Source organism: Parasedimentitalea denitrificans (genome assembly GCF_011813015.1).
Classification (GTDB): Bacteria; Pseudomonadota; Alphaproteobacteria; order Rhodobacterales; family Rhodobacteraceae; genus Parasedimentitalea; species Parasedimentitalea denitrificans.
In genome coordinates, this window is record NZ_QHLQ01000006.1 from 103,173 (window position 1) to 127,238 (window position 24,066).

General features: G+C 55.9%; 29 protein-coding genes. 11 read left to right on the forward strand and 18 right to left on the reverse strand.

What is annotated here, in order from left to right:
- Positions 1-169 precede the first annotated feature (169 nt).
- Positions 170-1,243, reverse strand: a complete 1,074-nt coding sequence (gene pheS, locus DL239_RS08300; protein WP_167683550.1) for a phenylalanine--tRNA ligase subunit alpha — start codon at positions 1,241-1,243, stop codon at positions 170-172.
- 153 nt (positions 1,244-1,396) lie between these two features.
- On the opposite strand from pheS, the gene DL239_RS08305 reads away from it, so the two are divergent.
- The 3 genes from DL239_RS08305 to DL239_RS08315 all read left to right on the forward strand — a co-directional run bounded on the left by DL239_RS08305 (position 1,397) and on the right by DL239_RS08315 (position 3,778).
- Complete coding sequence (locus DL239_RS08305; RefSeq protein WP_167683551.1) at positions 1,397-1,999, forward strand: pyridoxamine 5'-phosphate oxidase family protein; 603 nt, start codon at positions 1,397-1,399, stop codon at positions 1,997-1,999.
- A 99-nt stretch (positions 2,000-2,098) separates the two neighbouring features.
- The gene (locus tag DL239_RS08310; protein ID WP_167683552.1) at positions 2,099-2,734 is read left to right on the forward strand and encodes a DUF1326 domain-containing protein; all 636 of its coding nucleotides are present in this window, start codon (positions 2,099-2,101) and stop codon (positions 2,732-2,734) included.
- Between the two features lie 129 nt (positions 2,735-2,863).
- On the forward strand, positions 2,864-3,778 hold the full coding sequence (locus DL239_RS08315; protein ID WP_167683553.1) for an adenylate/guanylate cyclase domain-containing protein: 915 nt from the start codon (positions 2,864-2,866) through the stop codon (positions 3,776-3,778).
- A 100-nt stretch (positions 3,779-3,878) separates the two neighbouring features.
- On the opposite strand, the gene rplT is transcribed toward DL239_RS08315, so the two are convergent.
- From rplT to pyk, 4 genes are all read right to left on the reverse strand, one after another.
- The gene (gene rplT / locus DL239_RS08320) at positions 3,879-4,244 is read right to left on the reverse strand and encodes a 50S ribosomal protein L20 (protein ID WP_167683554.1); all 366 of its coding nucleotides are present in this window, start codon (positions 4,242-4,244) and stop codon (positions 3,879-3,881) included.
- Positions 4,245-4,258: 14 nt separating this feature from the next.
- Entirely contained in the window at positions 4,259-4,459 is a 201-nt protein-coding gene (rpmI, locus tag DL239_RS08325) for a 50S ribosomal protein L35 (protein ID WP_127750234.1), read from the reverse strand.
- A 115-nt stretch (positions 4,460-4,574) separates the two neighbouring features.
- Positions 4,575-4,796: a hypothetical protein gene (locus DL239_RS08330; RefSeq protein ID WP_167683555.1), complete on the reverse strand. Its 222-nt coding sequence runs from the start codon at positions 4,794-4,796 to the stop codon at positions 4,575-4,577.
- A gap of 31 nt (positions 4,797-4,827) precedes the next feature.
- The gene (pyk, locus tag DL239_RS08335) at positions 4,828-6,273 is read right to left on the reverse strand and encodes a pyruvate kinase (RefSeq protein WP_167683556.1); all 1,446 of its coding nucleotides are present in this window, start codon (positions 6,271-6,273) and stop codon (positions 4,828-4,830) included.
- 297 nt (positions 6,274-6,570) lie between these two features.
- Between pyk and DL239_RS08340 the strand changes: the two genes are divergently transcribed.
- Positions 6,571-6,810: a DUF6868 family protein gene (locus tag DL239_RS08340; RefSeq protein ID WP_167683557.1), complete on the forward strand. Its 240-nt coding sequence runs from the start codon at positions 6,571-6,573 to the stop codon at positions 6,808-6,810.
- Between the two features lie 84 nt (positions 6,811-6,894).
- On the forward strand, positions 6,895-7,209 hold the full coding sequence (locus tag DL239_RS08345; protein ID WP_167683558.1) for a DUF1244 domain-containing protein: 315 nt from the start codon (positions 6,895-6,897) through the stop codon (positions 7,207-7,209).
- A 46-nt stretch (positions 7,210-7,255) separates the two neighbouring features.
- Here the strand turns inward: DL239_RS08345 and DL239_RS08350 are convergent, their stop codons facing one another.
- The 8 genes from DL239_RS08350 to dgcN form a co-directional block, all read right to left on the reverse strand.
- Positions 7,256-7,732 carry a YybH family protein gene (locus DL239_RS08350; RefSeq protein WP_167683559.1) on the reverse strand — a complete coding sequence of 159 codons (477 nt, stop codon included), beginning with the start codon at positions 7,730-7,732 and terminating at the stop codon, positions 7,256-7,258.
- Positions 7,733-7,769: 37 nt separating this feature from the next.
- On the reverse strand, positions 7,770-8,585 hold the full coding sequence (locus DL239_RS08355) for an RNA polymerase sigma factor (RefSeq protein WP_167683560.1): 816 nt from the start codon (positions 8,583-8,585) through the stop codon (positions 7,770-7,772).
- A 132-nt stretch (positions 8,586-8,717) separates the two neighbouring features.
- The gene (locus tag DL239_RS08360) at positions 8,718-9,353 is read right to left on the reverse strand and encodes a MarC family protein (RefSeq protein ID WP_167683561.1); all 636 of its coding nucleotides are present in this window, start codon (positions 9,351-9,353) and stop codon (positions 8,718-8,720) included.
- Positions 9,354-9,585: 232 nt separating this feature from the next.
- The gene (locus DL239_RS08365) at positions 9,586-11,166 is read right to left on the reverse strand and encodes an arylsulfatase (RefSeq protein ID WP_167683562.1); all 1,581 of its coding nucleotides are present in this window, start codon (positions 11,164-11,166) and stop codon (positions 9,586-9,588) included.
- Positions 11,167-11,355: 189 nt separating this feature from the next.
- Positions 11,356-11,991, reverse strand: coding sequence for a MarC family protein (locus DL239_RS08370; protein ID WP_167683563.1), 636 nt, complete (start codon positions 11,989-11,991; stop codon positions 11,356-11,358).
- Between the two features lie 131 nt (positions 11,992-12,122).
- Complete coding sequence (locus DL239_RS08375; protein ID WP_167683564.1) at positions 12,123-12,983, reverse strand: D-amino-acid transaminase; 861 nt, start codon at positions 12,981-12,983, stop codon at positions 12,123-12,125.
- A gap of 10 nt (positions 12,984-12,993) precedes the next feature.
- Complete coding sequence (gene dgcA / locus DL239_RS08380) at positions 12,994-13,959, reverse strand: N-acetyl-D-Glu racemase DgcA (protein WP_167683565.1); 966 nt, start codon at positions 13,957-13,959, stop codon at positions 12,994-12,996.
- 81 nt (positions 13,960-14,040) lie between these two features.
- Positions 14,041-15,042 carry an N-acetyltransferase DgcN gene (gene dgcN, locus DL239_RS08385; RefSeq protein ID WP_167683566.1) on the reverse strand — a complete coding sequence of 334 codons (1,002 nt, stop codon included), beginning with the start codon at positions 15,040-15,042 and terminating at the stop codon, positions 14,041-14,043.
- Positions 15,043-15,347: 305 nt separating this feature from the next.
- Here dgcN and DL239_RS08390 point away from each other — a divergent pair, with 305 nt between their 5' ends.
- Both DL239_RS08390 and DL239_RS08395 read left to right on the forward strand, forming a co-directional pair.
- Positions 15,348-16,307 carry an L-malyl-CoA/beta-methylmalyl-CoA lyase gene (locus DL239_RS08390; RefSeq protein WP_167683567.1) on the forward strand — a complete coding sequence of 320 codons (960 nt, stop codon included), beginning with the start codon at positions 15,348-15,350 and terminating at the stop codon, positions 16,305-16,307.
- A 65-nt stretch (positions 16,308-16,372) separates the two neighbouring features.
- The gene (locus DL239_RS08395; protein ID WP_167683568.1) at positions 16,373-16,972 is read left to right on the forward strand and encodes a hypothetical protein; all 600 of its coding nucleotides are present in this window, start codon (positions 16,373-16,375) and stop codon (positions 16,970-16,972) included.
- Positions 16,973-17,385: 413 nt separating this feature from the next.
- Here the strand turns inward: DL239_RS08395 and DL239_RS08400 are convergent, their stop codons facing one another.
- Positions 17,386-17,838, reverse strand: a complete 453-nt coding sequence (locus tag DL239_RS08400; RefSeq protein WP_167683569.1) for an Lrp/AsnC family transcriptional regulator — start codon at positions 17,836-17,838, stop codon at positions 17,386-17,388.
- A 72-nt stretch (positions 17,839-17,910) separates the two neighbouring features.
- Between DL239_RS08400 and DL239_RS08405 the strand changes: the two genes are divergently transcribed.
- A complete protein-coding gene (locus DL239_RS08405; protein WP_167683570.1) occupies positions 17,911-18,507 on the forward strand; it encodes a LysE family translocator in 597 nt (198 codons plus the stop codon).
- A gap of 60 nt (positions 18,508-18,567) precedes the next feature.
- Here the strand turns inward: DL239_RS08405 and DL239_RS08410 are convergent, their stop codons facing one another.
- Both DL239_RS08410 and DL239_RS08415 read right to left on the reverse strand, forming a co-directional pair.
- Positions 18,568-19,206 carry a GyrI-like domain-containing protein gene (locus DL239_RS08410; RefSeq protein WP_167683571.1) on the reverse strand — a complete coding sequence of 213 codons (639 nt, stop codon included), beginning with the start codon at positions 19,204-19,206 and terminating at the stop codon, positions 18,568-18,570.
- A 6-nt stretch (positions 19,207-19,212) separates the two neighbouring features.
- A complete protein-coding gene (locus tag DL239_RS08415) occupies positions 19,213-20,046 on the reverse strand; it encodes an AraC family transcriptional regulator (RefSeq protein WP_167683572.1) in 834 nt (277 codons plus the stop codon).
- A gap of 121 nt (positions 20,047-20,167) precedes the next feature.
- On the opposite strand from DL239_RS08415, the gene DL239_RS08420 reads away from it, so the two are divergent.
- Positions 20,168-21,130 (forward strand): acetyl-CoA carboxylase carboxyltransferase subunit alpha, encoded by a 963-nt coding sequence (locus tag DL239_RS08420; protein ID WP_167683573.1) that lies wholly within the window; start codon positions 20,168-20,170, stop codon positions 21,128-21,130.
- Between the two features lie 138 nt (positions 21,131-21,268).
- On the opposite strand, the gene DL239_RS08425 is transcribed toward DL239_RS08420, so the two are convergent.
- The gene (locus DL239_RS08425) at positions 21,269-21,625 is read right to left on the reverse strand and encodes a VOC family protein (protein ID WP_167683574.1); all 357 of its coding nucleotides are present in this window, start codon (positions 21,623-21,625) and stop codon (positions 21,269-21,271) included.
- 141 nt (positions 21,626-21,766) lie between these two features.
- Between DL239_RS08425 and DL239_RS08430 the strand changes: the two genes are divergently transcribed.
- Together DL239_RS08430 and DL239_RS08435 are read left to right on the forward strand one after the other, a co-directional pair.
- Positions 21,767-22,501: a helix-turn-helix transcriptional regulator gene (locus DL239_RS08430; RefSeq protein ID WP_240931810.1), complete on the forward strand. Its 735-nt coding sequence runs from the start codon at positions 21,767-21,769 to the stop codon at positions 22,499-22,501.
- A 144-nt stretch (positions 22,502-22,645) separates the two neighbouring features.
- The gene (locus DL239_RS08435; RefSeq protein WP_167683575.1) at positions 22,646-23,092 is read left to right on the forward strand and encodes a CBS domain-containing protein; all 447 of its coding nucleotides are present in this window, start codon (positions 22,646-22,648) and stop codon (positions 23,090-23,092) included.
- A gap of 71 nt (positions 23,093-23,163) precedes the next feature.
- Here DL239_RS08435 and DL239_RS08440 read toward each other — a convergent pair whose 3' ends face one another.
- Positions 23,164-24,009, reverse strand: a complete 846-nt coding sequence (locus DL239_RS08440; RefSeq protein ID WP_167683576.1) for a LysR family transcriptional regulator — start codon at positions 24,007-24,009, stop codon at positions 23,164-23,166.
- Positions 24,010-24,066 lie beyond the last annotated feature (57 nt).

Sequence of the window (24,066 nt, forward strand, 5' to 3'; positions counted from 1 at the left end):
ATACTAAGGGCAGTGCCTGACCTTGGGGAGGAGCAAAGCGCCTTCCCGGGGGGAAGGTCAGGCGCGGCCCGGCGTGCCGCCGGGCGAAACAGAACCAGTGACATGAAACGCAAAACGCCCGCCTTTTACAGACGGGCGCAAAGCGGGGCTGTTGCCCAAAACGTATGAGTTAGCGGCTCAAACCACCATGCAAACTAGGCATATCCAGACACTGGAAGCCATAGTGGCGCAGCCAGCGCAGGTCGGAATCAAAGAACGCGCGCAGATCTGGAATGCCGTATTTCAGCATCGCCAGACGGTCGATGCCGATACCGAACGCAAAGCCCTGATAGACATCCGGGTCGATGCCACCGGCAGCGATCACCTTGGGGTGCACCATGCCAGAGCCAAGGATCTCCATCCAGTCGTCGCCTTCGCCGATCTTCAGCGTGCCGTCTTTCCACGAGCAACGAATATCAACCTCGGCCGATGGCTCGGTGAACGGGAAGTGACTGGCGCGGAAGCGAAGCTCAACGTCATCTACCTCAAAGAACGACTTCACGAATTCCTCAAGCGTCCATTTCAGGTTCGCCATCGAAATGTCGGTGTCCAGCGCTAGACCTTCGACCTGGTGGAACATCGGCGTGTGGGTTTGGTCATAGTCGGCGCGGTAGACGCCGCCCGGACAGATGATACGCAGCGGCGCGCCCATCTTCTCCATCGAGCGGATCTGCACCGGAGACGTGTGGGTGCGCAGCACGTGCGGTGGGCGGTCGTCGCCCTCGGCGCGGTGCATATAGAACGTGTCCATCTCGGCCCGCGCAGGGTGGTGGCTGGGGATGTTCAGCGCGTCAAAGTTATACCAGTCGGTATCAATGCGCGGCCCTTCGGCAACGGAAAAACCCAGCTCGGCAAAGATCGCCGTCAGCTCTTCCTGTGCCTGACTAACCGGGTGCAACGTACCAACGCGGCTGGCACGGGTAGGCAGGGTGACATCCAGCCATTCGGTGCGCAGACGTTCGTCCAGTGCGGCATCGGCCAGACCGGCTTTTTTGGCTGCCAGCGCCGAGTTTATCTCGTTCTTCAGCGCGTTCAGCGCCGGACCGGCCACTTGGCGTTCCTCGGGCGTCATCTTGCCCAGCTCACGCATCTTCAGCGCCACTTCGCCCTTTTTGCCCACGGCAGCGACCCGAATGGTCTCTAGCGCGTTCTCATCGGCGGCATCGGCAATTTGGCTTAGATATTTTGACTTAAGATCGTCCATGACGGTCCCCTGAATTTCGCTTAGGCCCTGCTATCACAGCCGCCGGTGAAAGCAAGTATCCCAGATACGTCATTGTGACACTGTGCCCGATATGTGCCCCTGCCCTTGCCAAATCCGCACAATAAAAGCAGGTTTCGCGCAGGAGGACCCAGCATGACGCCAATCACTGATCTCGATACCCTGCACAGCCACTACGGAGAGGCGGTTCCGGCCTCAAAAACCAAGGTCGTACAGGCCATGACGCCAATGTATCGACAGTGGATAGATCAGTCTCGGTTCACCGTTCTTTCCACAGTGGGCCCCGAAGGCACCGATGCCAGCCCGCGTGGCGATGATGGCTCGGTGGTGCATGTTGCCGATGACAAAACTCTGTGGCTGCCCGACTGGCGCGGCAATAACCGGATCGACTGCCTGCGCAACATCGTGCGCGACAATCGGGTCAGCCTGATGTTCATGGTGCCCGGCTGCAATAACGTGGTTCGTATCAATGGCACCGCCTACCTGACTGCTGATGAGCAAGCCCGAGAGCACTTCAAACGCAAGAACATCCTGCCCGCCACCGTCGCCGTCATCACCATTGGCGAGATGTATTTCCAATGCGCCAAGGCGATCATGCGGTCCAAAATCTGGAACGGTGAAGACGAGAGCAAAAGCATCCCAACAGCTGGTCAGTTCATCAAAGAACAAAAGGAAGACTTTGAGGGCGAAGCCTATGACAAGGGCTATGCCGAATACGCCAAGCCTCGGATGTGGTGAGGTATCCGCTCCAACCTACGCCGGATCTCTGATCAATCAGGAAACTGCCAGCATTTGTGCTACTCTCACTGACAGAGGAAAACGCAAGGGGGCGGATCCATGGCACATGTAGATTGGTACATCGAAGGTCGGAGCTTTGGGGGCTGCAATTGTAACTATGGCTGCCCCTGCCAGTTCGAAGATCTACCCACCCACGGTCACTGCACCGGGTTCGAGGTGTTGCATATCGACAAGGGACACTTTGGTGACATCGATCTGAGCGGTCAAAAAATCGCGCTGCTATACGCTTGGCCGGGCCCAATATACGAAGGCAATGGGGCGATGCAGGTCATCATTGATGACGGTGCAACCCCAGACCAACACGACGCGCTAAACCGGGTTCTTCAAGGTGAGGAAACCGACCCAGAAGCCTCCCACTGGTGGGTCTACCGCGCCATGTGCAGCACAGTTCACGACACCCTGACAAAACGCATCAACTTTGAGGTCGATATCGAATCCCGCAAAGCACATGTCGCAATTCCCGGCGTGCTGAAATCATCAGGGCGCCCCATTCAGGCGCCACATGGTGGAGGCGAGCACCGGGTCAGGATCGACATCCCCAATGGTATTGAATTCACACTGGCCGAAATCGGCAGTTCTTCCAGTTCCGCGTCGGGCGCCATTACGTTTGATCTGAGCGACACCTACGGGCAGTGGTCAATCCTTCGACATGGCCCCCACGGCGTGCAAAGTTAAGCCCTATATCTGCCAGATGTTGATTGTTTGCAGAGAATGCCTCAGTCGAGTAAATTCGCTTGCCTGACAGGCTTGTATCCGTGACACCAACGGCCCATGTTGCCCCTGCAGCGAGAGGAAGGGAGTATTGTGTCTGATAAGGTCAAGCGGAAACTGACAACTATTCTGGCAGCCGATGCCGCGGGTTTTAGCCGGGCAATGGACGCCGACGAGGTGGGCACCTATGCAGCCCTGCACGCTGCACGCGAGGTGTTTGGCAAGCTGATCACCCGCCATGGAGGCCGTATCGCCAATACAGCCGGCGACGGGCTAATCGCTGATTTTCCCTCGGCTGTTGAGGCCGCCCAATGCGCGATTGAGGTGCAGAACGAGCTGGTCTCGCAAGACGCCGCACTAAAGTTCAGGATCGGCGTTCACCTAGGCGATGTGATTGTAGACGGCGAAGATCTGATCGGCGAAGGCGTCAACCTTGCCGCCAGATTGCAGAGCATGGCGGAACCCGGCGGTGTGCTGATCTCGCAGCAGGTTTATGACCAAGTGCACAGCAAACTGACAATCGGGTTTGAATACCTAGGCGAAAAGCGCCCGCGCGATCTGCCGGATGATATTCCGATCTACCGCATCGCGATGTCGCAATCTGCCAATCCCCACCGTGTGAACCCAATACCGTTTACCCAAGCCTATAAGTCGACACCAAAGCAAAGCGCCGGTGGTTCCTCACCTAAGCATCCCGACCTTTCACGCACTGTCAGACTGACAGCGATGATTAGCGGAGCCCTTGTTCTGATCAATCTGGTAAGTGGCGGCGGAGTCTGGGCGCACTGGGCAATTCTGGTAGCGGCATCAATCGCAGCCCTAAACATGGCTGACACTTTGGTCCCCGAGAAAATCAGCCGACTTGTCCCAGCGCGTCATGTGATCATCATTGCCTCGCTCACGCTGGTGAATATCTTTAGCTGGACTGGCTATCTGTGGGTATTGTGGCCCGCCGGAGGCTTGCTGGTGGCCGCATTCGTGCGGAAAACTCTGTCACGACCGGAATAAGCCTCAAATAGGCCAAGCCACTCAAAACACGTCAATGCAAAGAACGAAAAAGGCCGCCCCGGATGGAGCGGCCTTTAATCTGTCAGTGTGCAGCTGGCGCTTAAGCGGCCAGAGCAGACTGAGCCTGGCGCACGATGGCACCAAATGCTTCGGGCTCGTGTACGGCCAGGTCAGCCAGAACCTTACGGTCGACTTCGATGCCGGCCAGGTTCAGACCGTTGATGAAGCGGCTGTATGTCAGAGCTTCGTCGTGGCTACGAACAGCAGCGTTGATACGCTGGATCCACAGAGCGCGGAAATTGCGCTTACGCTGCTTCCGGTCGCGTGTTGCGTATTGGTTGGCCTTGTCGACAGCCTGTGTAGCTACCTTGAAGACACTTTTACGACGGCCGTAGTAACCTTTGGCTGCCTTGACGATTTTCCGATGACGGGCGTGGGTTTTAACACCACCTTTTACGCGGGACATATTACGTGCTCCTCTTAACGGTCGTAGGGCATGAAGCCCTTGATGATTTTCGCATCTGGGGCTGAGAGAGCGGTTGTGCCGCGTGCATTACGGATGAATTTCTTTGTGCGTTTGATCATGCCGTGCTGTTTACCAGCTTGGCTAGCGATCACTTTACCGGTCGCACTGACCTTAAAGCGCTTCTTAGCGCTCGATTTTGTCTTCATTTTGGGCATTTCCGGCTCCTATGGTTCGGGTTCGGTTTTCACACAACACGGCATGCCACTTCCGGCCGGTCGCGCGATAAGAACTGCCCTTTACGAAAGCCTGACAACAAGGGCAAGATGATTCTTATAGATATCGCCCAATAACCGAGAAAAATACGTCCGGGATCTGATCAATCTGATAACCGCCGGGTTTGGTTGTCATTGCAAAGAGCAACAACCCAAACGCAATAAGGACCGTCAGCGCCGAAGCCCGTGGAGGTCTTCGGTCGCTGAGTGCAGATAGGATCGACGGGATTGAAAGCCCGCCGATCACCAAGCCCAAAATCAGGGCTAAATCGGTATCCATTATAGTTTACCTCATATAAATGAGGATCAGCTTATTCCGGGTCGGTGCTGTAAATCAAACGTTCATCACAGGGGGCAACCCGCAGAATGTTTGTGGTGCCCGGCACGTTGAACGGCACACCCGCAGTCACAACGATCTGATCCGTTTCAGTCGCAAAGCCACCTGCCCGTGCCGACCGAGCCGCGCTAACAACGGCGCCTTTGAACCGGTTCAGCTCCAACGTCATGACGCAGTTACAGCCCCAGCTAAGCGCCAGACGGCGTGCGGTGCGCGGGACCGAGGTCAGCGCCAGGATCGGCACGCTAGGACGTTCACGCGCTGTCAACAGCGCTGTGGTGCCGCTCTGGGTGAAACAGCAGATCGCCTTGACGTCAGTCTTTTCCGCAATCTCACGTGCTGCCGCCACAATACCATCAGCGATCGTGTTGCCCTTGGCCGTGCGAGAGGCCGCGATGATATCGGCGTAGGTCGGGTCTGCCTCGACCTCGATGGCGACGTTGTTCATTGTCTGCACAGCTTCGATCGGATAATCGCCTGCCGCAGATTCCGCGCTCAGCATCACCGCATCGGCGCCCTCATAGATCGCCGTAGCAACGTCCGACACTTCGGCACGGGTCGGCATTGGGCTTTCGATCATGCTCTCTAGCATCTGAGTGGCCACAATCACCGGCTTGGCCGCTGCACGACACTTGCGCACCAGACGTTTCTGGATTGGAGGAACCGCAGACACAGGCAATTCAACGCCCAGATCACCACGCGCCACCATGATACCATCCGAGGCATCTAGGATTTCAGCAAAGCTATCGACAGCCAATGGTTTTTCGATCTTGCTCAGGATAGCCGCCCGGCCATCGGCCAGCGCGCGGGCTTCGAACACATCTTTGGCGCGCTGTACAAACGAAAGGGCCAGCCAATCTACGCCGAGGTTACAGACGAACTCCAGATCCTTGCGGTCCTTTTCAGACAGAGCGGCCAGAGGCAGCTCAACATCTGGTACATTCACGCCTTTACGGTTGGATATGGTGCCGCCAATTTCGACGGTACAGTCGGCAAAGCCATCGCCGCAAGAGTCGACAACCAAACGGATCTTACCGTCATTGACCAGCAGGTGCGCGCCAATTTCCAGGGCTTGGAAAATCTCGGGGTGCGGCAGGCAAACGCGGTTCAGGTCGCCCTCGGCCTCGTCCAGATCCATGCGGAACTTGGCACCAATTACCAGCTCTTCCGAGCCATTGGCAAATACACCAACACGCAATTTCGGGCCCTGTAGATCAGCGAGGATACAGATCGGGCTGTCCAGCTCTTCTTCAACTCGGCGGATAATGGCGTGCTTTTCAGCGATCTCGTCATGAGTGCCGTGTGACATGTTCAAACGAAACACATCAGCGCCCGCTTCATGCAGCGCCTTGATGGCCGAGTAGGTCTCCGATGCGGGCCCCAGGGTGGCTACAATCTTTACATTGCGCTGGCGTCTCATAGGGGCGGCTCCTTCGGATTATTTGTATTGTGATCGCAAACAGTAGTCGGGGACCTTATCGTGCAAATCCCCATTTGCTGCAACTCCCCTATAGTTTTGACCATCAAGATGACAGGCCAATGACGATAATTCCTCAATCTGCCCACTATTTAGGCAGTTTCCGACGTTTGCCGCCGCCACAACCTTACCCAACGTCAACTTTAACGATTTTCAACCGCACATCATTGTGAGAAGGAGGGCGCCCCCCCATATTTGGAGGGAAGGAACTTCAAGTCCCCTTTTAGAAAGGAGGGTGTCATGACCCTTGCTACTATGACCACATTCTTTGGTTGGATGACTGTCCTCAACATCGGCTTACTGGCTATCACCGCCATTATGCTGCTCGTCGGACGCGAAAAGTTATCGGCCCTACATGCAGGCATGTTCAACATGGAAGCCAGCGATGTGAAAAAGGTCTACTTCAAGTACATCGCCAACTACAAAATCCTGACGCTGGTGTTCTGTCTGGTGCCCTACATCGCGCTAAAGCTGATGTAATCCGGCAAACCAACCCGCATTGAACGACTGACGTCCGTTTGCTAGTCACGCAGGCGGACGTATTTGTTTTGAAGGAGCGCATCGATGGATCCGCAGACCGAGATTGAACTCCAGGCCGCCGCATTCCGCCGCCTGCAGAAACACCTGATGGAAGACCGCACCGACGCGCAGAACATCGACATGATGAACCTTGCCGGCTTCTGCCGCAACTGCCTGTCACGCTGGTATCAGGAAGCCGCGAACGAGCGTGGCATCGAGATGGACAAGAACGAAGCTCGTGAGATTTTCTACGGCATGACCATGGACGAGTGGAAAGCCAACTATCAGACCGACGCCAGCCCCAAAAAGCAGGCCGAATTCGAAGTCGCGTTCAAAGAAAACGTAACCGACAAAAGCTAAGCGATAATGTAGGAGAGCGGAGGTTAAACTCCGCTCTCCTATGGCCTCAGCTTCCCTGCGACGCCAGTAATTGCGCGCCATGCGGGTTATCAATCACCATGAGCCATGTCCCGTCTGGTTGACGACGCAACACTGCGACTGACAGCCCTGACTGCCCAATCTCTGTTCCGTCCGGCGCACGACCTGACATCTGCCATGGCGTGATGTGCAGGGCAGTGTCCCCCGCGATAAAGACCTCATGTTCACCAAATTCGAAAACTGGGTCCACTGCTGACATCCCGGTGAACATGGCCCGCAATGTATCTGGATCCGACACCGGTTGTCCGGGTTCAAACATCACCGTTGCAGTGTCTTCGTAGGTTGCCATCACCCCGTCGATATCCTTGGCCATAAAGGCACTGCTCATCGTGGTGATAGTTTCCAGTACTTTTTGTTGTTCAGTGGTCATTGGCTTTCCTTCTGCTGCCAGTGTGATTGGGGCCGACAAGACAAGCGCCATCAGCCATGCAAATGCATGTTTCATAAGAGTATTCCTTTGGTTTGAGTTTAGGGTGGAGGGGTTATTTAGGGTCCGGTGGGTTCACAATCTGCAGCACCTTGGCTGCCAGATTATCCGTTGCCGCCAAGGGGCCGGTGGCTTGCTGTAATTTCTGCGCCACCAGGGCAGCTTCGGTCTTGGCCGCGACTTGACGGACATCCCGATAGCTCGGTGCATCCTGCAATAGTGCGGAGGGGCTATCGCCAATCCGCCCTGATGCCAGCGCTGCTGGCAGGCGGCGCGGACAGGAACACGGCGCATCAGAATTGGCTAGGCCGCAGCTTCTGGCGGTGAAGGCCAGAAGCTTGGACCGCGCCCGCGACAGTCGCTGGCGATAAGTGGCAGATGGGACATCCAAGGCATTCGCCGCCTCGCGATGATCCATCTCAAGAATGTCTCCAAGGACATAGGCCGCGCGGTGGTTTGCATCCAGACACAGCAGCATCGCCATAGTGCAGCGCACCCGCAACTCGTTCAGCATCACATGGTCCTCGGGGGCGGCGGCAGAGTCATCTGCCAACCCGTCCAGCAGATCTTCTGCAAACACCTCAAAGCTCAGCCCCGGATCACGGGCCAGCATTTTCTTGGCGGTCAAAAGATAGTTCGACGCAACCCGGTAGACCCAGGTTTCAAACTTGCTGTCGCCCTTGAACGTCGACAGTTTTGTCACCACCCGGATCAGAATTTCCTGCGTCGCATCCTGCGCCAGACTGGCATCCCCCACCATTCTGAGCGCCAAATGGTGCACCCGGTCTTGTATGTGTTTAACCAGCTGCTCCAGCGCGGCTGCATCCCCCTGCTGCGCCTGCGCGACAATGCTGTTGATACTCTGACCCATTCGGCTGTCCTTTGCTGTTGTCTAATAGGTTAGACACTCGCGCGACTAAATGTGTGACAGACTTTTTGAATATTTTTTCAATCACTCGTCTGTTCAGCACTAGATCGTCGTCTCACCTGCTCTGTCAAAGATTCAAAGTGAGCCGGTTTGGGAGATCTCGACCAGTGCGGACAGGACTGCATCTGCTGCAACAGAGGCCAGGATCATGCCCATGACCCGGCTAACAATGGCAGCGCCCGAGTTTCCGATCACCCGAATGATTGGGTCAGCAAGCACCATGAACAGGCACGCGACAGCCAAGACACCTGCCATAACCACACCAGTTATTGCCTGATCTCCGACCCCGTATTGGGCGTTGTCCGTCAGCATTACGATGGCCAGCATCGCACCGGGAGAGGCCAGCGAAGGCACCGCCAGTGGGAAAATTGCAGGGGATGGCGCAGAGTCTTGCGCCTGCTCATCCACCTCGACAGATTGTTTGTCACTTGCCGGCTTAGACTCGCCAAAAATCATTGTCAGGGCAAACAGGAACAATACGATCCCCCCTGCCACCTGGAACGACAGCAGGCTAATGCCCAATGCGTCAATCAACAGCTGACCAAACATCAGAAAGAACAGCAGTACGGCAATACTAACCACGGTGGCCAGTAACGCCGTTTTTCGTCGATCTGATGCCGCCATGCCGGCCGTGACAGCAATAAAGACGGGAATTGTGCCAATCGGGTCGATGACAACCCACAAGGTAATGAAACGTTCAAATAAATCCATGGCCGCACATGAACCACATGCGCCAGCCCGATGCACGATCAATTCCACAGCGCGCAACTATACCCGCAAGATCCCGCCCACAAAAGCAAGCCGAGTTCGAAGTCGCATTCAAAGAGAACGTGACTGATAAGAGCTAAATCCCAGGCCAAGGAGACAGCCCAAATGGACCGACTCAACCTATCAACTCACATGGCGGCGCGATCAAACCACCGCCATATTTGTCGAAACTTCCCTACTGCCAAGCAGGTTCAATAATACCCTTTTCGCGGATCTGGTTCAGGATCTGAGCCGCCCTCAGCGACTGATAGTTGATCCCCGAAGCATTCAGCGTCGCGCCCTCTTGGAAGGGGTAGCCTTGCATGGTGGTCAGGAATTTTTGCACCACTTCCTGAATGGGCACAAACAGCCACATCTGGTCACCATACCAGCGCAAGTACATGCCGGATTCTTCCCACATTTCTTCAAACGGATCGGCCCGTAGGTTGATGATCGTTGGCCAAAGGGTCTCTACCCGCACCGCCTCGGCGATATTCTTGCCTTCGTAATATGCAAAATGAACTTTCCAATCGTTCCACCGCACGGCGTTCAATTCACCATCTGCGGAGAAATAGAAAATCTGATCCCGCTCGCTTTCGCCTTCACCGGCCAGATAGGCGGACTGGTCATAGCCATCCAGGTGAACTTTCCACTCTTTGCTGTTAGCGGTGAAACCATCTTTCAGCTTCTCAACAACATCAGGAACACCAGCCGCAGCCAGCAGGGTTGGCATCCAGTCTTCCTGGCTGAAGATCCCATTGAACTTGGCACCTTGTTTCACAACTCCCGGCCAGCGGATCAGTTGCGGCACACGGAAACCGCCTTCCCAGGTCGTACCCTTTTCACCATGGAATGGCGTTATACCGCCATCCGGCCAGGTGAACTTCTCAGCCCCGTTGTCAGTTGAGTACACCACGATGGTATTGTCATCGATGCCCAGCTCTTCGAGCTTGTCCAGCAACAGCCCTACGTGGTCGTCATGTTCCACCATGCCATCCGGGTACAGGCCAATACCTGTGCGACCGACGGCTTCGGGCTTTAGCCGGGTCCAGACATGCATCCGGGTTGCGTTGAACCACATAAAGAACGGCTTATCCTGCGCCACAGATCGCTCCATAAAGTCCAGTCCAGCCGCCAGAAACTCCTCATCCGCGGTTTCCATCCGTTTTTGGGTCATCGGACCAGTGTCTTCGATCTGCCCATCTGCCGACGACCGGATCACCCCGCGTGGGCCATATTTTTCGCGAAATTCGGGGTCCTTTGGGTAGTAATAGGTTTCTGGCTCTTCCTCGGCATTCAGGTGATAAAGATTGCCAAAGAATTCATCAAAGCCATGGTTTGTCGGCAGGTGATTGTCCTGATCGCCCAAATGGTTCTTGCCGAACTGCCCAGTAGCATAACCTTGATCCTTGAGCAGATCAGCGATGGTCGGCGTCCAATCCGGAATTCCATGTTCCGACCCCGGCATCCCAATAGTCAAAAGCCCCGTCCGGAACGGATGCTGACCGGTGATAAAAGACGCCCGCCCCGCCGTACAGGTCTGCTGCGCATAGGCGTCAGTGAACATACCGCCCTCAGCCGCCAACCGGTCAATGTTCGGGGTCTGATAGCCCATCATTCCGTGATTGTAGGCACTGATATTGTACATCCCGATATCGTCACCCCAGATCACCAGGATATTGGGCTTGTCGTTTTGCGCCGCTGCAATAGTTGCGGAAACTGCCGCCCCAACCACAGCCACAGCCACACATCTAATAGCTTGAAACAATATCCGCATAAAAAACGCCCTTTTTGACCAGTACAAACGACAATAACGTCTTTCAGGCGACACTATTGCCCCCCCTGGTGTCAACTTTGCTGTTCACACGATTCTTGAAACGACAAAAAATGCCGCCCCAAAATGGGACTGCCCGGTCATCGGATTAGAAAGCACTCAGATTGTCGCCTCACCTGCTCTGCCAGAGAGTCAAAGTGAACCGGTTTGGGAAATCTCGACCAGTGCAGACAGCACTGCATCTGCTGCAACAGAGGCCAGGATCATGCCCATGACCCGGCTAACAATGGCAGCACCCGAGTTGCCGATCACCCGAATGATTGGGTCAGCCAGTACCATGAACAGGCACGCGACAGCCAAGACACCTGCCATAACCACACCAGTTATTGCCTGATCACCAACCCCGTATTGGGCGTTATCCGTCAGCATAACAATGGCCAGCATCGCACCGGGAGAGGCCAGCGAAGGCACCGCCAGTGGAAAAATTGCAGGGGATGGCGCAGAGTCTTGCGCCTGTTCTTCATCCTCGACAGATCGTCTGTCACTTGCGGGTTTGGAGTCGCCAAAAATCATTGTCAGGGCAAACAGGAACAATACGATCCCCCCTGCCACCTGGAACGACAGCAAACTAATGCCCAATGCGTCAATCAACAGCTGACCAAACATCAGGAAGAACAACAGCACGGCAATACTGACCACGGTGGCCAGCAACGCCGTTTTACGTCGATCCGGCGCTGCCATGCCTGCAGTTACAGCAATAAAGACGGGAATGGTGCCAATCGGATCGATGACAACCCACAGGGTGATAAAACGTTCAAGTAAATCCATGGCCGCACATGAACCACATGCGTCAGCCCGATGCACGACCAATCACGCAGCCCGTAACTATATCCGCAAGATCCCGCCCACAAAAAAGCCGCCCCACTGGGGCGGCTCTAACTGTACATTGCTCTGGTGGATCAGATCGCCGCTTTGCGGCTTTCGTCCAGATAGATCTCACGCAGACGTTTGGCGATTGGGCCCGGGGTTCCGCCGCCCAGCGCAACACCGTCGATCTCAACCACCGGCATCACAAAGGCACTGGCCGAAGTGGTGAATGCTTCATCCGCCTCTTTCGCCTCGTCGATGGTAAACAGGCGTTCTTCGATCTTCAGCTGAGCCTCAGCCGCCATGCGCAGCACTGCCTTGCGGGTGATGCCGTGCAAAATGTCGGTGGACAGCGGACGGGTGACAATGGTGCCATCTTTGACGAAATAGGCGTTGTTGGACGTGCCTTCGGTGACGTGACCATCTTCGATCAGCCAGGCATCATCACAGCCAGCTTTCTTGGCCATCATCTTGCCCATCGACGGGTACAGCAGCTGCACGGTTTTGATGTCACGACGGCCCCAGCGGATATCCTCGATCGAAATGATCTTGGCGCCTTTCTTGGCAGCCGGATTGTCGGCCAGGCCGGGTTTGTTCTGGGTGAACAGCACGATGGTCGGCTTGGTATCAGCGGAAGGGAACACAAAGTCCCGGTCGCCATCAGATCCGCGCGTGATCTGCAGGTAAACCAGACCTTCTACGATGTTATTGCGTTCAACCAGCTGACGGTGGATGTCCAGCAGCTCTTCCTTGGAGCAAGCGGCCTGCATCTCCAGCTCGTCCAGCGACCGCTGCAGGCGCACGGCGTGGCCTTCAAAGTCGATCAGTTTACCGTCCAGAACCGAGGTAACTTCGTAGACGCCATCGGCCATCAAGAAGCCACGGTCAAAAATCGAGATCTTGGCTTCGGTCTCGGGCAGGTATTCGCCGTTTACATATACGGTACGGGTCATCGTGGTCTCCTCAACCCCAGAGTGCCGGTGTGGGCGGGTGCGCCCCGGCATCGTCAAAATGCAATGGTTCGTCGCGGTCTTCGGCCAACAGCAGCGGCCCGTCAAGGTCTGTCACCGCCGCACCCTGTGCCACCAGCGTAGCCGGTGCCATCGCCAATGATGACCCAACCATGCAGCCAACCATAACGTCATAGCCCTCGGCCAGTGCTTCGTCGCGCAGCTTCAATGCCTCGGTCAACCCGCCGGTTTTGTCCAGTTTGATGTTCACAACGTCATACTTGCCCTTCAACTTGGGCAGGCTGGTACGGTCATGGCAGCTCTCGTCAGCACATACAGGCACGGGGCGATCCATACCGATCAGCGCACCGTCTTCACCAGCAGGCAAAGGCTGCTCTACCAGTTCGACACCCAAGCGTACCAGATGTGGGGCAAGATCGGCATAAACCTCAGCACTCCAGCCTTCATTGGCATCAATGATAATCGAAGCATCCGGAGCACCAGCACGTACCGCCTCTAGTCGAGGCATGTCATCCGGCGTACCCAATTTGATTTTCAGCAATGGCCGAAACGCATTCTTCGCCGCCTGTTCCTGCATCTTCTCTGGGGTATCCAGCGACAGAGTATAGGCGGTGATTTCTGGCTTTGGCTCGGGTAGTCCGGCCAGTTCCCAAACCCGTTTGCCAGCCTGCTTGGCCTCCAGATCCCACAGCGCGCAGTCTACCGCATTACGGGCGGCGCCAGCAGGCAGAAGTGATTGCAGTTCTTCACGGGTAAATTCGGCGGGCAGGCCTTCGATCTCAGCGGTCACAGACTCCAGCGTCTCGTCGTAACGCGCATATGGCACACATTCGCCCCAACCGGTAAAGCCATCCTGCTCCACCTTTACCGTCAGGACCTTTGCCTCGGTACGCGAGCCCCGTGAAATAGTGAAAACCTGCGCCAGCTTGAACACATCCTGCGTCACGGTGATTTGCATGCCCGCTCCTTCTTCTTGTAGTAAACACCTCCGCCGGAGGCTTCTGCCTTATCGGCAAACTCCTCCGGCAGCGGCGTTAGATCAGATCGCGGCAAGCGCGTCCACTAGGCGTTCAGCGCCATGACGGTATGGGTCAACAGCAGGCAGGCCCATGCGCTCTTCGACCTGCGCCAGATAGGTCACAGCCTCATCTTCACTCAGGTGCTGAGTGTTGACCGAAATACCGACAACCTGACAAGCTGGGTTAGACTTACGGGCCAGTGGCAGCGCGGTGTCGCGCAGCTCTTCCAGCGACGGCAGGTCATAGCCCGGCAGACCACGCATATGCTCGCGAGTTGGCTCGTGACACAGGATCAGCGCATCTGGCTGACCGCCGTGTACCAGCGCCATGGTCACACCAGAATAGGAAATGTGGAACAGGCTGCCCTGCCCTTCGATGTGGTCCCAATGATCCGCATCGTTGTCCGGTGTCAGATATTCAACCGAACCCGCCATAAAGTCAGCGATCACAGCGTCCAAAGGCACACCGTGACCGGTAATCAGGATACCGGTCTGGCCAGTGGCGCGGAAGGTCGACTTCATGCCACGTTTCTGCATTTCTGCATCCACAGACAGGGCCGTATACATCTTGCCCACCGAACAATCGGTGCCAACAGCCAGGCACCGCTTGCCGCTGCGCTTGACACCATTGGCAATTGGGTAGCCAACGGTAGGCACGCGCACATCGTGCAGAGTGCCGCCATGGGTCTGCGCCGCAGCCACCAGATCACCTTCGTCGCGCAGCAGGTTATGCAAGCCGGAAGCCAGATCGTAACCCATTTCCAGCGCCTGGATCAGAACCTCTTTCCACGCGGCCGAAATGATGCCGCCACGGTTGGCCACACCAATAACCAGTGTCTTGGCACCGGCAGCCTTGGCCTCAGCCAGTGTCATCTCGGTCAGACCCAGATCAGCGCCACAGCCGGGCAGACGGAGCTGACCTACAGCGTTTTCAGGGCGCCAGTCACGGATGCCAATGGCAACTTTGGCTGCAAGCATGTCGGGTGCGTCACCCAGGAACAGCAGATAAGGGGTCTCGATCATCTTGGGGCACTCCATGGAATTTCTTTGTCCGCGCGACTTTAATGGAGCCCTAACAAGATGAGTTCCCAAAATACCTTTTACACCCCACGTCATTTGCACATTTCTCCCGCAAAATAGCGCATTCTTCGATGAATCTTTCATCCACAGGGAAACAGCCACCGATCCTTGTGCTTGATAGCGCAATCACGACTATTGCTGCGCCAGCATTGCTGCGCTCGCACAATAAGGCTTGCGCGCTGTCGCGCAATTTAATACCACACAGGGTGACAAAATCGCAATTTCCTTACTTACGCAGGTAGCCGCACATGAGCTTTCGCATCCAGCCCACCGCCCCAGCCCGCCCAAATCGCTGTCAGCTGTTTGGCCCTGGTTCGAACACCAAGCTATTCCCCAAGATGGCTGCCTCGGCGGCGGATGTGATCAATCTGGACCTCGAAGATTCGGTTGCCCCCAGTGACAAAGACACCGCCCGCGCCAATGTGATCAAGGCGATAAACACCATCGATTGGGGAACCAAATACCTGTCGGTGCGGATCAACGGGCTTGATACCCCCTATTGGTACCGTGACGTGGTGGACCTGCTGGAACAGGCCAGCGACCGGATTGACCAAATCATGATCCCCAAGGTTGGCTGCGCCGAAGATGTTTATGCTGTGGATGCGCTGGTCACAGCCGTTGAGCGCGCCAAGGGCCGGACCAAGCCGATCAGCTTTGAGGTGATCATCGAATCCGCTGCGGGTATTGCACATGTCGAGGCCATCGCCGCCTCATCCCCTCGCCTACAAGCGATGTCGCTGGGCGCAGCTGACTTTGCCGCCTCGATGGGCATGCAGACCACCGGCATCGGCGGCACGCAGGAAAACTACTACATGCTGCGCGAAGGCGAAAAGCACTGGTCCGACCCATGGCACTGGGCGCAAGCGGCCATTGTCGCCGCCTGCCGCACCCATGGCGTGCTGCCGGTTGATGGGCCATTTGGTAACTTTTCCGACGACGAAGGCTTCCGCGCCCAGGCTCTACGCTCGGCAACCTTGGGCATGGTTGGCAAATGGGCCATCCACCCCAAGCAGATCGCGCTGGCCAACGAGGTGTTCACTCCATCCGACGCCGCCGTGACCGAGGCGCGCGAAATCCTGGATGCCATGGAAACCGCCAAGGCCAATGGCGAAGGCGCCACCGTCTACAAGGGGCGTTTGGTGGATATCGCCAGCATCAAGCAAGCCGAGGTGATCGTAGCCCAGTCCGAGTTGATCGCCAACAGCTGACGTTCCTTTACTTTCATGGAAATCTGGGGCGTCCTGCGGGGCGCCCTTTTTGTTTAGGACATATCATGACCAAACTGACGCTATTCCATACGGCCCATGTTCATGCCGATACGTTCAATGCTCTGGCCCCCGATGCCGAGTTGAACCACACAGTGCGCGAGGACTGGCTGGCGCGGGCGCAAGACGGTATTGGCAAGGCTCTGGCGACTGAGGTTTCCGCTGCAAAACAAGCCGCAGATGGCCCGGTTCTATGCAGCTGCACCACCATCGGCGAGGTCGCGGAACAGGCTGGGGCCACCCGAATCGATTGGCCGATGATGCAAGAGGCTGCGCGTATTGGCGCGCCGGTGCTGATGGCCTATTGCCTCGACAGCACCGCCAGACCTTCCGAAGCGTTATTGCGGCGGGCCTATGGCGACAGAGATCCGCAACTGACCTGCCTAAAATTGGCGCAGCATTGGCCCTTGTTTGAGGCTGGAAAGTCCGAAGATTTTGCCCGCGCGCTTGCCGAGGACATTAAGGTCGAACTAGACCAAAGCCAATTCGGTTGCGTTGTGCTGGCCCAAGCCTCGATGGCGGGGGCGGCGGAGGTACTGCGCGAGGTTACAGATGTGCCGATCCTGGCCTCGCCAGAAATTGCGGTGCGGTATCTGCTTGCCGAATAGCCACGCAAAGAGCCCGGCGGGATCACTACCCTGCCGGTTTCATCTGGTTATGCTGATATCAGCTACCGTTAGATTAGTTAGATAAGAATGGCGGTACCGCCAAAGCGGAAGCGGACGGGGAGCAAACCCCGCGTGCTAAACGTTGTCTCTGCGCGCCCCAGTCGTGATGGGACCCTGTTCCAGATACCGGGAGTGTCAGACCCGGCGGTGATCGCGATCAGCGGCGTTTTCCCATGAAAAAGAGAATGTCGCGTTACAGGGGCGTACGCCGACTGCGCAACGCTTTCATCTGAAACGCCCCTCCTAGCGGGAAGGATGCACTATGAGTATTTTCGGCAAAAAGAAACATTAGTGTTGCGCAGGGTCTTGGGCTTCTTTTTGCTAAAAATACTCAAATCCCAGAGTTGCCACACTCAGGCCCGCAGATCCTTGGGCGAGCCCATCACCACATAGGTGGTAATCGCCGTCACATAGGGCGAGGTCCCCAGAATATCGGTATGAAACCGCTTGTAACTGGGCAGATCCGGGCATTCGACACGCAGCAAGTATTCGATGGTGCCAGTGATATTATGGCACTCCACCACCTCCGATGCTGCATCCATCGCCTGTTCAAACGCATGTTGCGCGTGTTTCGTGTGATCGCCCAGCCCCACCGCGATGTAGGTCACAAAGCCAGCGCCCATCGCCTCGCGGTCCAGTACGGCGCGGTAACCGGTGATGATACCTTCGGCCTCCAGTTCCTGCACCCGGCGTAGGCAGGCGGACGGCGACAGGCCCACTCGGTCGGCCAGTTCCAGATTACTGATACGGCCGTCGCGTGACAGCTCATGCAATATCTGTTGGTTTATGCGGTCCATTTTCGCCATTAGTTGCGAAAATAGACCACATGCGCTGCAAAACGCAATTACATTTGGTGCATTTTCCGCAAACCTTAGTGCATGACTTATGATCTTTTCCTAGCGCTTGCGCTCTTCGCCTTTGTCTCATCGATCACGCCGGGACCCAACAATCTGATGCTCATGGCTTCGGGTGCCAATTTCGGTTTTCGCCGCACCATTCCGCATATGCTGGGGGTGGCACTGGGGTTTGTGTTCATGGTTCTGATGGTCGGCGCCGGTTTGGTGCAGGTGTTTGACGCCTATCCGGTCAGCTACACAGTGCTGAAAGTCGGGTCAGTGGTTTACCTGCTGTATCTGGCTTGGAAGATCGCCAATGCAGGCCCTGCCGAAGCGGGTGAAATCAGCGGCAAGCCAATGACATTCCTGCAGGCGGCGGCATTTCAGTGGGTCAACCCCAAGGCCTGGGCGATGGCACTAACCGCGATCAGTGCCTACACGCCGGACCAAACGCTAATGGCAATCCTGCTGGTGGGCGTGGTGTTCGGTGCGGTCAACCTGCCCTCGGTCAGTTCGTGGACGGTGCTTGGCCAGCAAATGGCACGAGTGCTGACCAATCCACGTCGCCTGACCGCGTTTAACTGGACCATGGCCGTGCTGCTGGTGGCCTCACTCTATCCTGTAATCTGGCCCAGCTAAGATACTTACCTCGTAACCATCCTGAAACTTGCCCGGCGTTCACGCCGGGCCTTTTTGGTTTCAAACCGGCGCAACGGGTTGGCGTAGAATTGTCTTTAACTTTTCAGGCGCGACACGACGTGCATCACTTAGGTAAATCTCGTGGTGCGGCCCATTAAAGGTTAGCCCCTGCCCTGGCATCAACTCATCATGCAAATGCGCCAGCGTCGGGGCTTCGTCGGTGTAGGGCCCCAGATGCAGGGTTTGCAGACAGCGACCTTCGTCCAGACGACCATGATAGACTTTCGCCATGGTTTCTGCATCGGTTGGTGCGTCTTTTTTCTTGGCCAGCTTTTTCAATGCCACCTCGCGTACCTGTTCCAGCATATCCGGCACCACATGGTCCGGCAGGCGGATCATTACGGTCCAGACCCAAGCATTGCGATCATTGCGAACAAAGACACTTGGGTCATCAGCCATCCACAGGGCTTCGAGCGGGGGAACTGTGAAATCCTGCCCAGCCGCTTTGCACTCAAATTTCAGCCCATAGGCAACCGGGTAAAGAGCGGCGATAGCCTTGCCAAAGTCCTCTCCGCCCGGATCACCCTGCCCGTCTATCATCACATAGGGAATGGATGGGATCACAAGATCATCCCAACGCCCCGCCTTGCCAGTGTATTCAGCTTTAAAAACGCGTTTAAAATCAAGTTTGTCAGTCATTTGAGGTCACTTTAGCGGCAAGAAAATTTCGGTTAACAGATCCTCGGGTGCGGTATCGCGGGGGGAGTTCAGCGAGATCTCGTAACAGGGCATATCCGCGGGCTCTTCTCCCGAGTTGGGGAGCCAGTCGCCAAACAAGGTTTGATAGGCCTCGGCCAGCCCGGCATAGGGGCCTTTGTAGGTCATCACCGCAGTTTTGCCGCCGGGGATGATGTACTCTTCCAGCCCTTTTGGAATTTCATCGCCTCGCCAGATCATCCCCGCACGACTGTTCAGTTTGTCCTCGGGCACCTCTTCGGGGTTGTCACAATAGACGCCGACAAATCCACCGACATGGGGCCACAGATTGCGCGCGGTACAGATGGCGACAAGGTTTTCGAACACCTTGCCGATTTTGTAATAGGCTCCGACATGGCGTTGTGACGCTAGGCGGCGGTCTGGTTCCTGGCGGATGGTCACGGGGTACATTCTGAAATCTCCTGATTTGAGTGTCGACACAGGAGGCAGCGTGCGACCCGCCGCACGGAAACTTGCCGGGCGCGCACCGAACATTTCGGCAAAGGCACGGGCAAAGCTGGCAGTGTTGGGATAGCCGATGTCAGTGGCGATCTGATCAATCGACCGGTCATCATTCACCAGCCAGATCGACGCCCGGTGCAAACGAATCCGTCGCACTGCTTGGGCACAGGTTTCACCCGTCATGGCCCGAAAAACCCGGTGCCAATGGAACCGCGACATGGCGGCAACATCAGCGAGGGTGTCCAGCGACAAATCCCCGGCAGGGTTATCGTGAATATGACTAAGTACCCGCAGGATCCGGTCTTCATAGCTGTTTGACATGGTCGTTTACTGCTCCTTTGTCCCCGGTGATGTGCCACAAGCAAGAATTACAAATCTTGCTGAGTTGCATCTGACCGCAGGTAAGGCCATATATCGGGAAATTCCGCGCGTGTGAGGCTATATGACCCAGTATATGGATTTTGAAAAACCCCTGGCCGAAATTGAAGGCAAGGCGGAAGAGTTGCGCGCACTGGCGCGGGCGAATGAAGAGATGGACATCGAGGCCGAAGCTGAGGCGCTGGACGTCAAGGCCGGGCAGATGCTCGACGACTTGTACAAAGACCTGACAGCCTGGCGCAAATGTCAGGTGGCGCGTCACCCTGACCGCCCCCATTGTAAAGATTATATCGCCGCGCTGTTTACCGAGTTCACTCCACTGGCTGGGGATCGCAACTTTGCTGACGATCTGGCCGTTATGGGTGGTTTGGCCCGGTTCAACGATCAGCCAGTTATGGTCATTGGCCACGAAAAAGGCAGCGACACCAAATCCCGCATTGAGCGGAACTTTGGCATGGCGCGCCCCGAGGGCTATCGCAAGGCTATCCGGCTGATGCAGATGGCCGACAAGTTTGGCCTGCCCGTTATCACGCTGGTCGACACCCCCGGTGCCTATCCCGGCAAAGGTGCCGAAGAGCGTGGCCAGTCCGAAGCGATTGCGCGTTCGACCGAGGCCTGCCTGCAAATTGGTGTACCGCTGGTGTCAATCGTGATCGGCGAAGGTGGATCGGGCGGCGCTGTGGCTTTTGCCTCGGCCAACCGCGTGGCGATGCTAGAGCATTCGGTCTATTCGGTAATCACCCCCGAAGGCTGTGCGTCGATCCTGTGGAAAGACGCCGAGAAAATGCGCGAAGCAGCGCAGGCCCTGCGTTTGACAGCTGACGCCCTACAGGAACTGGGTGTTGTTGATCACGTCATTGATGAGCCCAAAGGCGGAGCGCATCGTGACGCCGACACAGCAATCAAAGCCGTGGGTGAGACCATCCAACAGCTGCTGAACGAGCTAAAGGCAATGGACGGCCCGGCGCTGATCAAGGATCGCCAGCAAAAGTACCTGAAACTGGGCTCCAAAGGCCTGGCAGCCTAAGGCATTAACAACATTATAGACTTTGAAAGCCCCGACCAAATGGTTCGGGGCTTTTTCTTGTTAATGGCGAAGCACGTAAGTCCGCGACTTGGCGCCCCTTTTGACAGCAAGGGGTGAAAGTTTAGCGGTCTGAACTGACTAGTCAGAAAGGCACAGTTTGTTGCCGTCCAAGTCTCTTACATAGGCGGAAAAACGGGGGCCGCGTTGATTTGGCCCACCTTCACAGGTGCCGCCCAGTTCTATGGCCAATTCATACATTCGTTTGACATCGTCGCTGGTTCCAACACAAAAGCCGACCATCGAACCATTACCGACTGTGGCGGGATTCGTGTCGAAGGGGATAGCTGTAGCAAAGGCAAAATCATCGCCGATCCAGAATGTCATTCTGTCCGAAGGTGACATGCTCTGAAGTCCCGACTGCGCAAATAGAGCATCGTAGAATTTCTTTGAGGCGTCCATGTCGTTCGCTCCGACAACAAAGTAGTTCATTTTCATATTTTTATCTCCTGCATGCCGACGAAATGCTGCATGGCTTCTGCCGGTTTTGGCTGTGTTGAAAGGATGAGGACCAGATGGCGTTCCTCGCTTCGCCCTCGTCATATTGATAAATGTGACATTTTATGTCCTATTTGTTTGATGGTACGGACAAATGCACATGACAGGCTGCGACGGATGGAACTGCTTGCGGTTCAGCTAAAGCAGGACAGTCATTGCACGGTCAAAGACCTAGCCCTTCAGCACGGCGTCAGCACCCGGACGATTGCGCGGGATCTGTCACTGATGCGCGAACAGGGTATGCAGATTGATGCCGACCGTGGGCGTGGCGGTGGCGTACGGCTTGACCGGAACTGGGGTGTCGGCCGGATAAATCTGGATTACTCAGAAGCGGTCGATCTTCTTATCAGTATTGCGGTGGCCGAGCAGATGAATTCACCGATGTTTCTGGCCAGCCTTGGGTCTGTTCGACGGCAATTGGTGGCCTCTTTTTCGCCAGAGAAACGCAATAAGGTGAACCGCCTGAAGGCCCGTATTCTGATCGGTGTCACCGCGTCCACTTATGTTCAGGCGAGTGCCAGTGCGCCACCAAAGCGGGTTGTACAGGCTCTACACCAGGCCTTTATCGACCAAGAGACGTTGGAAATACGATACCAACGAGAGGATGGTGAAACATCCGAGCGACAGATCGCGCCACATTACCTATTGCTGAAGTACCCGGTTTGGTACGTCGTTGCGTTTGACGATCTTAGACAAGGACCAAGGACATTTCGTTGTGATCGGATTCTGGCTGCGACTAAAACTGGAACTCATTTCAACCTGCTGCCCAAGGAAGCGTTCCGTCCATCACTAACTGATGATGATCTTTCGGTTTGATTGGGCTGCCACAAGCTACGGCAGCGTTGTCACTAATGCGGCCCCTGCTCCCAATTTGCCTAAAACCCTAAATTCATCTTCGTTCCGGCAGCGCTATCTTGTGGTATCCTGACGTTCAGATTCGAGCAAAACAGGGGCGCACCAATGACGCATTCAACACTGGCTGACATGATCAGCGATAAGCCTGTGCAGACGACGTCCCCCAATGATACCGTGCGGACCGCCTGTATTATCATGACCTCAGCCAATGTTGGCGCCCTGCCAGTTGTGGACGATAACGGTGTTCTGGTTGGGATACTCAGCGAGCGCGACGTTATTCAGCGCAGCATTATCGTGTACCGGCCATCGGCATCGACCCTTGTCAAACAGGTCATGACACCCAATCCGCAATTTCTTGCCCCTGATGCCAAGCCAAATGAGGCCTACATGATCATGAGCAAGGGCAAATTCCGCCACCTACCGGTGTGCGAGGATGACAAGTGTATTGGGATTGTTTCAATTCGCGATTTCATCCCCCCGCAAGGCAAATCGATCGTTGATCGCCTGCGTGGAAAATCCTCCAAGGCCAAAGTGCTAGGCCCTCGCTTCTAAAACCTCTTCGATGTGCGCTTTGGGGTGCCTGTTCCGTACCGGAGGGGCATCCCGCAAGTGTTTCTAACGCTTCATCTAACGCTGCTTTGGAGTAGGTTGATAAGATCTGATATCTCGTCGCGTTTCTCGCCTGGGGTTACATATGCCGACAGGGCAATGGATGAGAGCGGCGGTAGGTCCAAGTGCTGGGCGACTATTTGCAAAGGTGGCGTGACCGCAGCCTTAGGCATGACCGTCAGGGCCAGTCCAGCCAATACAAAAGCCCGCACGCCTATGGGATGTGGGCTTAGGTGCGCAATCTGTCCCGCTTGACCACTCGCATCCAGCGCCTCAAACGCATAGCGCCGCAGGTCCCGGCCATCTGTTTGGAAAGCGAGAGGCACAGGGGTGCTGAACCGGGGTTCAAACTCAGGGCCAGACACCCAGACCAAAGGTTGCGAGTGGACAAACCTTTGCCCTGCATGCTTTCCCTGATCGATCATAAACGCGATGTCGATTTCGTCAGCTTCCAACCGGCCCAATAGCGCATCGCTCCGGTCACATTGGATGTGAATTTGAACGTCCGGCACAAGCTCTGCAAAGGCCGACAAAACGTCGGACACAACAGACATGGCTAGGGTGACTGTAGTGCCAAGCCGTACAATTCGCTGCGAATGTGCAGCCTGTACAGCCTCCACCGCCTCTTCCGACAAGGCCAGAATACGACGCGCATAGACAAGGAAAGCCTCTCCCTCAGACGTTAGGCGCATTTTCTTGCCTCGCCCCCGCTCGATCAATTTGCGTTGAAGCTCGGTTTCCAGTTTGGCGATTTGTGCACTGACCGCAGATTGCACCGTATTCCGTCGTGCTGCGGCCACTGAGAAATTCAATGTCTCGGCAACTTGGACGTAGGTCTTGAGAGTGTTTTGATCAATCATAAATCTGAGTTAGAGATTTAACAGATCAAAAGAAACCGTTTTATCGATTTTATGTTT

Excerpts from the sequence above, each read along its gene's own strand:
- DL239_RS08370 (WP_167683563.1), bottom strand. The coding sequence starts at position 11,991 with ATGGATTTACTTGAACGTTTTATCACCCTGTGGGTTGTCATCGATCCG.
- pyk (WP_167683556.1), bottom strand. The coding sequence starts at position 6,273 with ATGAGACGCCAGCGCAATGTAAAGATTGTAGCCACCCTGGGGCCCGCA.
- DL239_RS08310 (WP_167683552.1), top strand. The coding sequence starts at position 2,099 with ATGGCACATGTAGATTGGTACATCGAAGGTCGGAGCTTTGGGGGCTGC.
- DL239_RS08425 (WP_167683574.1), bottom strand. The coding sequence starts at position 21,625 with ATGAAAATGAACTACTTTGTTGTCGGAGCGAACGACATGGACGCCTCA.
- dgcA (WP_167683565.1), bottom strand. The coding sequence starts at position 13,959 with ATGCAAATCACCGTGACGCAGGATGTGTTCAAGCTGGCGCAGGTTTTC.
- DL239_RS08350 (WP_167683559.1), bottom strand. The coding sequence starts at position 7,732 with ATGAAACATGCATTTGCATGGCTGATGGCGCTTGTCTTGTCGGCCCCA.
- DL239_RS08330 (WP_167683555.1), bottom strand. The coding sequence starts at position 4,796 with ATGGATACCGATTTAGCCCTGATTTTGGGCTTGGTGATCGGCGGGCTT.
- DL239_RS08365 (WP_167683562.1), bottom strand. The coding sequence starts at position 11,166 with ATGCGGATATTGTTTCAAGCTATTAGATGTGTGGCTGTGGCTGTGGTT.
- DL239_RS08420 (WP_167683573.1), top strand. The coding sequence starts at position 20,168 with ATGACCCAGTATATGGATTTTGAAAAACCCCTGGCCGAAATTGAAGGC.
- DL239_RS08340 (WP_167683557.1), top strand. The coding sequence starts at position 6,571 with ATGACCCTTGCTACTATGACCACATTCTTTGGTTGGATGACTGTCCTC.
- DL239_RS08345 (WP_167683558.1), top strand. The coding sequence starts at position 6,895 with ATGGATCCGCAGACCGAGATTGAACTCCAGGCCGCCGCATTCCGCCGC.
- rpmI (WP_127750234.1), bottom strand. The coding sequence starts at position 4,459 with ATGCCCAAAATGAAGACAAAATCGAGCGCTAAGAAGCGCTTTAAGGTC.
- DL239_RS08410 (WP_167683571.1), bottom strand. The coding sequence starts at position 19,206 with ATGACTGACAAACTTGATTTTAAACGCGTTTTTAAAGCTGAATACACT.
- DL239_RS08390 (WP_167683567.1), top strand. The coding sequence starts at position 15,348 with ATGAGCTTTCGCATCCAGCCCACCGCCCCAGCCCGCCCAAATCGCTGT.
- DL239_RS08435 (WP_167683575.1), top strand. The coding sequence starts at position 22,646 with ATGACGCATTCAACACTGGCTGACATGATCAGCGATAAGCCTGTGCAG.
- dgcN (WP_167683566.1), bottom strand. The coding sequence starts at position 15,042 with ATGATCGAGACCCCTTATCTGCTGTTCCTGGGTGACGCACCCGACATG.
- DL239_RS08405 (WP_167683570.1), top strand. The coding sequence starts at position 17,911 with ATGACTTATGATCTTTTCCTAGCGCTTGCGCTCTTCGCCTTTGTCTCA.
- DL239_RS08355 (WP_167683560.1), bottom strand. The coding sequence starts at position 8,585 with ATGGGTCAGAGTATCAACAGCATTGTCGCGCAGGCGCAGCAGGGGGAT.
- DL239_RS08395 (WP_167683568.1), top strand. The coding sequence starts at position 16,373 with ATGACCAAACTGACGCTATTCCATACGGCCCATGTTCATGCCGATACG.
- rplT (WP_167683554.1), bottom strand. The coding sequence starts at position 4,244 with ATGTCCCGCGTAAAAGGTGGTGTTAAAACCCACGCCCGTCATCGGAAA.
- DL239_RS08440 (WP_167683576.1), bottom strand. The coding sequence starts at position 24,009 with ATGATTGATCAAAACACTCTCAAGACCTACGTCCAAGTTGCCGAGACA.
- DL239_RS08360 (WP_167683561.1), bottom strand. The coding sequence starts at position 9,353 with ATGGATTTATTTGAACGTTTCATTACCTTGTGGGTTGTCATCGACCCG.
- DL239_RS08305 (WP_167683551.1), top strand. The coding sequence starts at position 1,397 with ATGACGCCAATCACTGATCTCGATACCCTGCACAGCCACTACGGAGAG.
- pheS (WP_167683550.1), bottom strand. The coding sequence starts at position 1,243 with ATGGACGATCTTAAGTCAAAATATCTAAGCCAAATTGCCGATGCCGCC.
- DL239_RS08375 (WP_167683564.1), bottom strand. The coding sequence starts at position 12,983 with ATGACCCGTACCGTATATGTAAACGGCGAATACCTGCCCGAGACCGAA.
- DL239_RS08430 (WP_240931810.1), top strand. The coding sequence starts at position 21,767 with ATGGTACGGACAAATGCACATGACAGGCTGCGACGGATGGAACTGCTT.
- DL239_RS08400 (WP_167683569.1), bottom strand. The coding sequence starts at position 17,838 with ATGGCGAAAATGGACCGCATAAACCAACAGATATTGCATGAGCTGTCA.
- DL239_RS08415 (WP_167683572.1), bottom strand. The coding sequence starts at position 20,046 with ATGTCAAACAGCTATGAAGACCGGATCCTGCGGGTACTTAGTCATATT.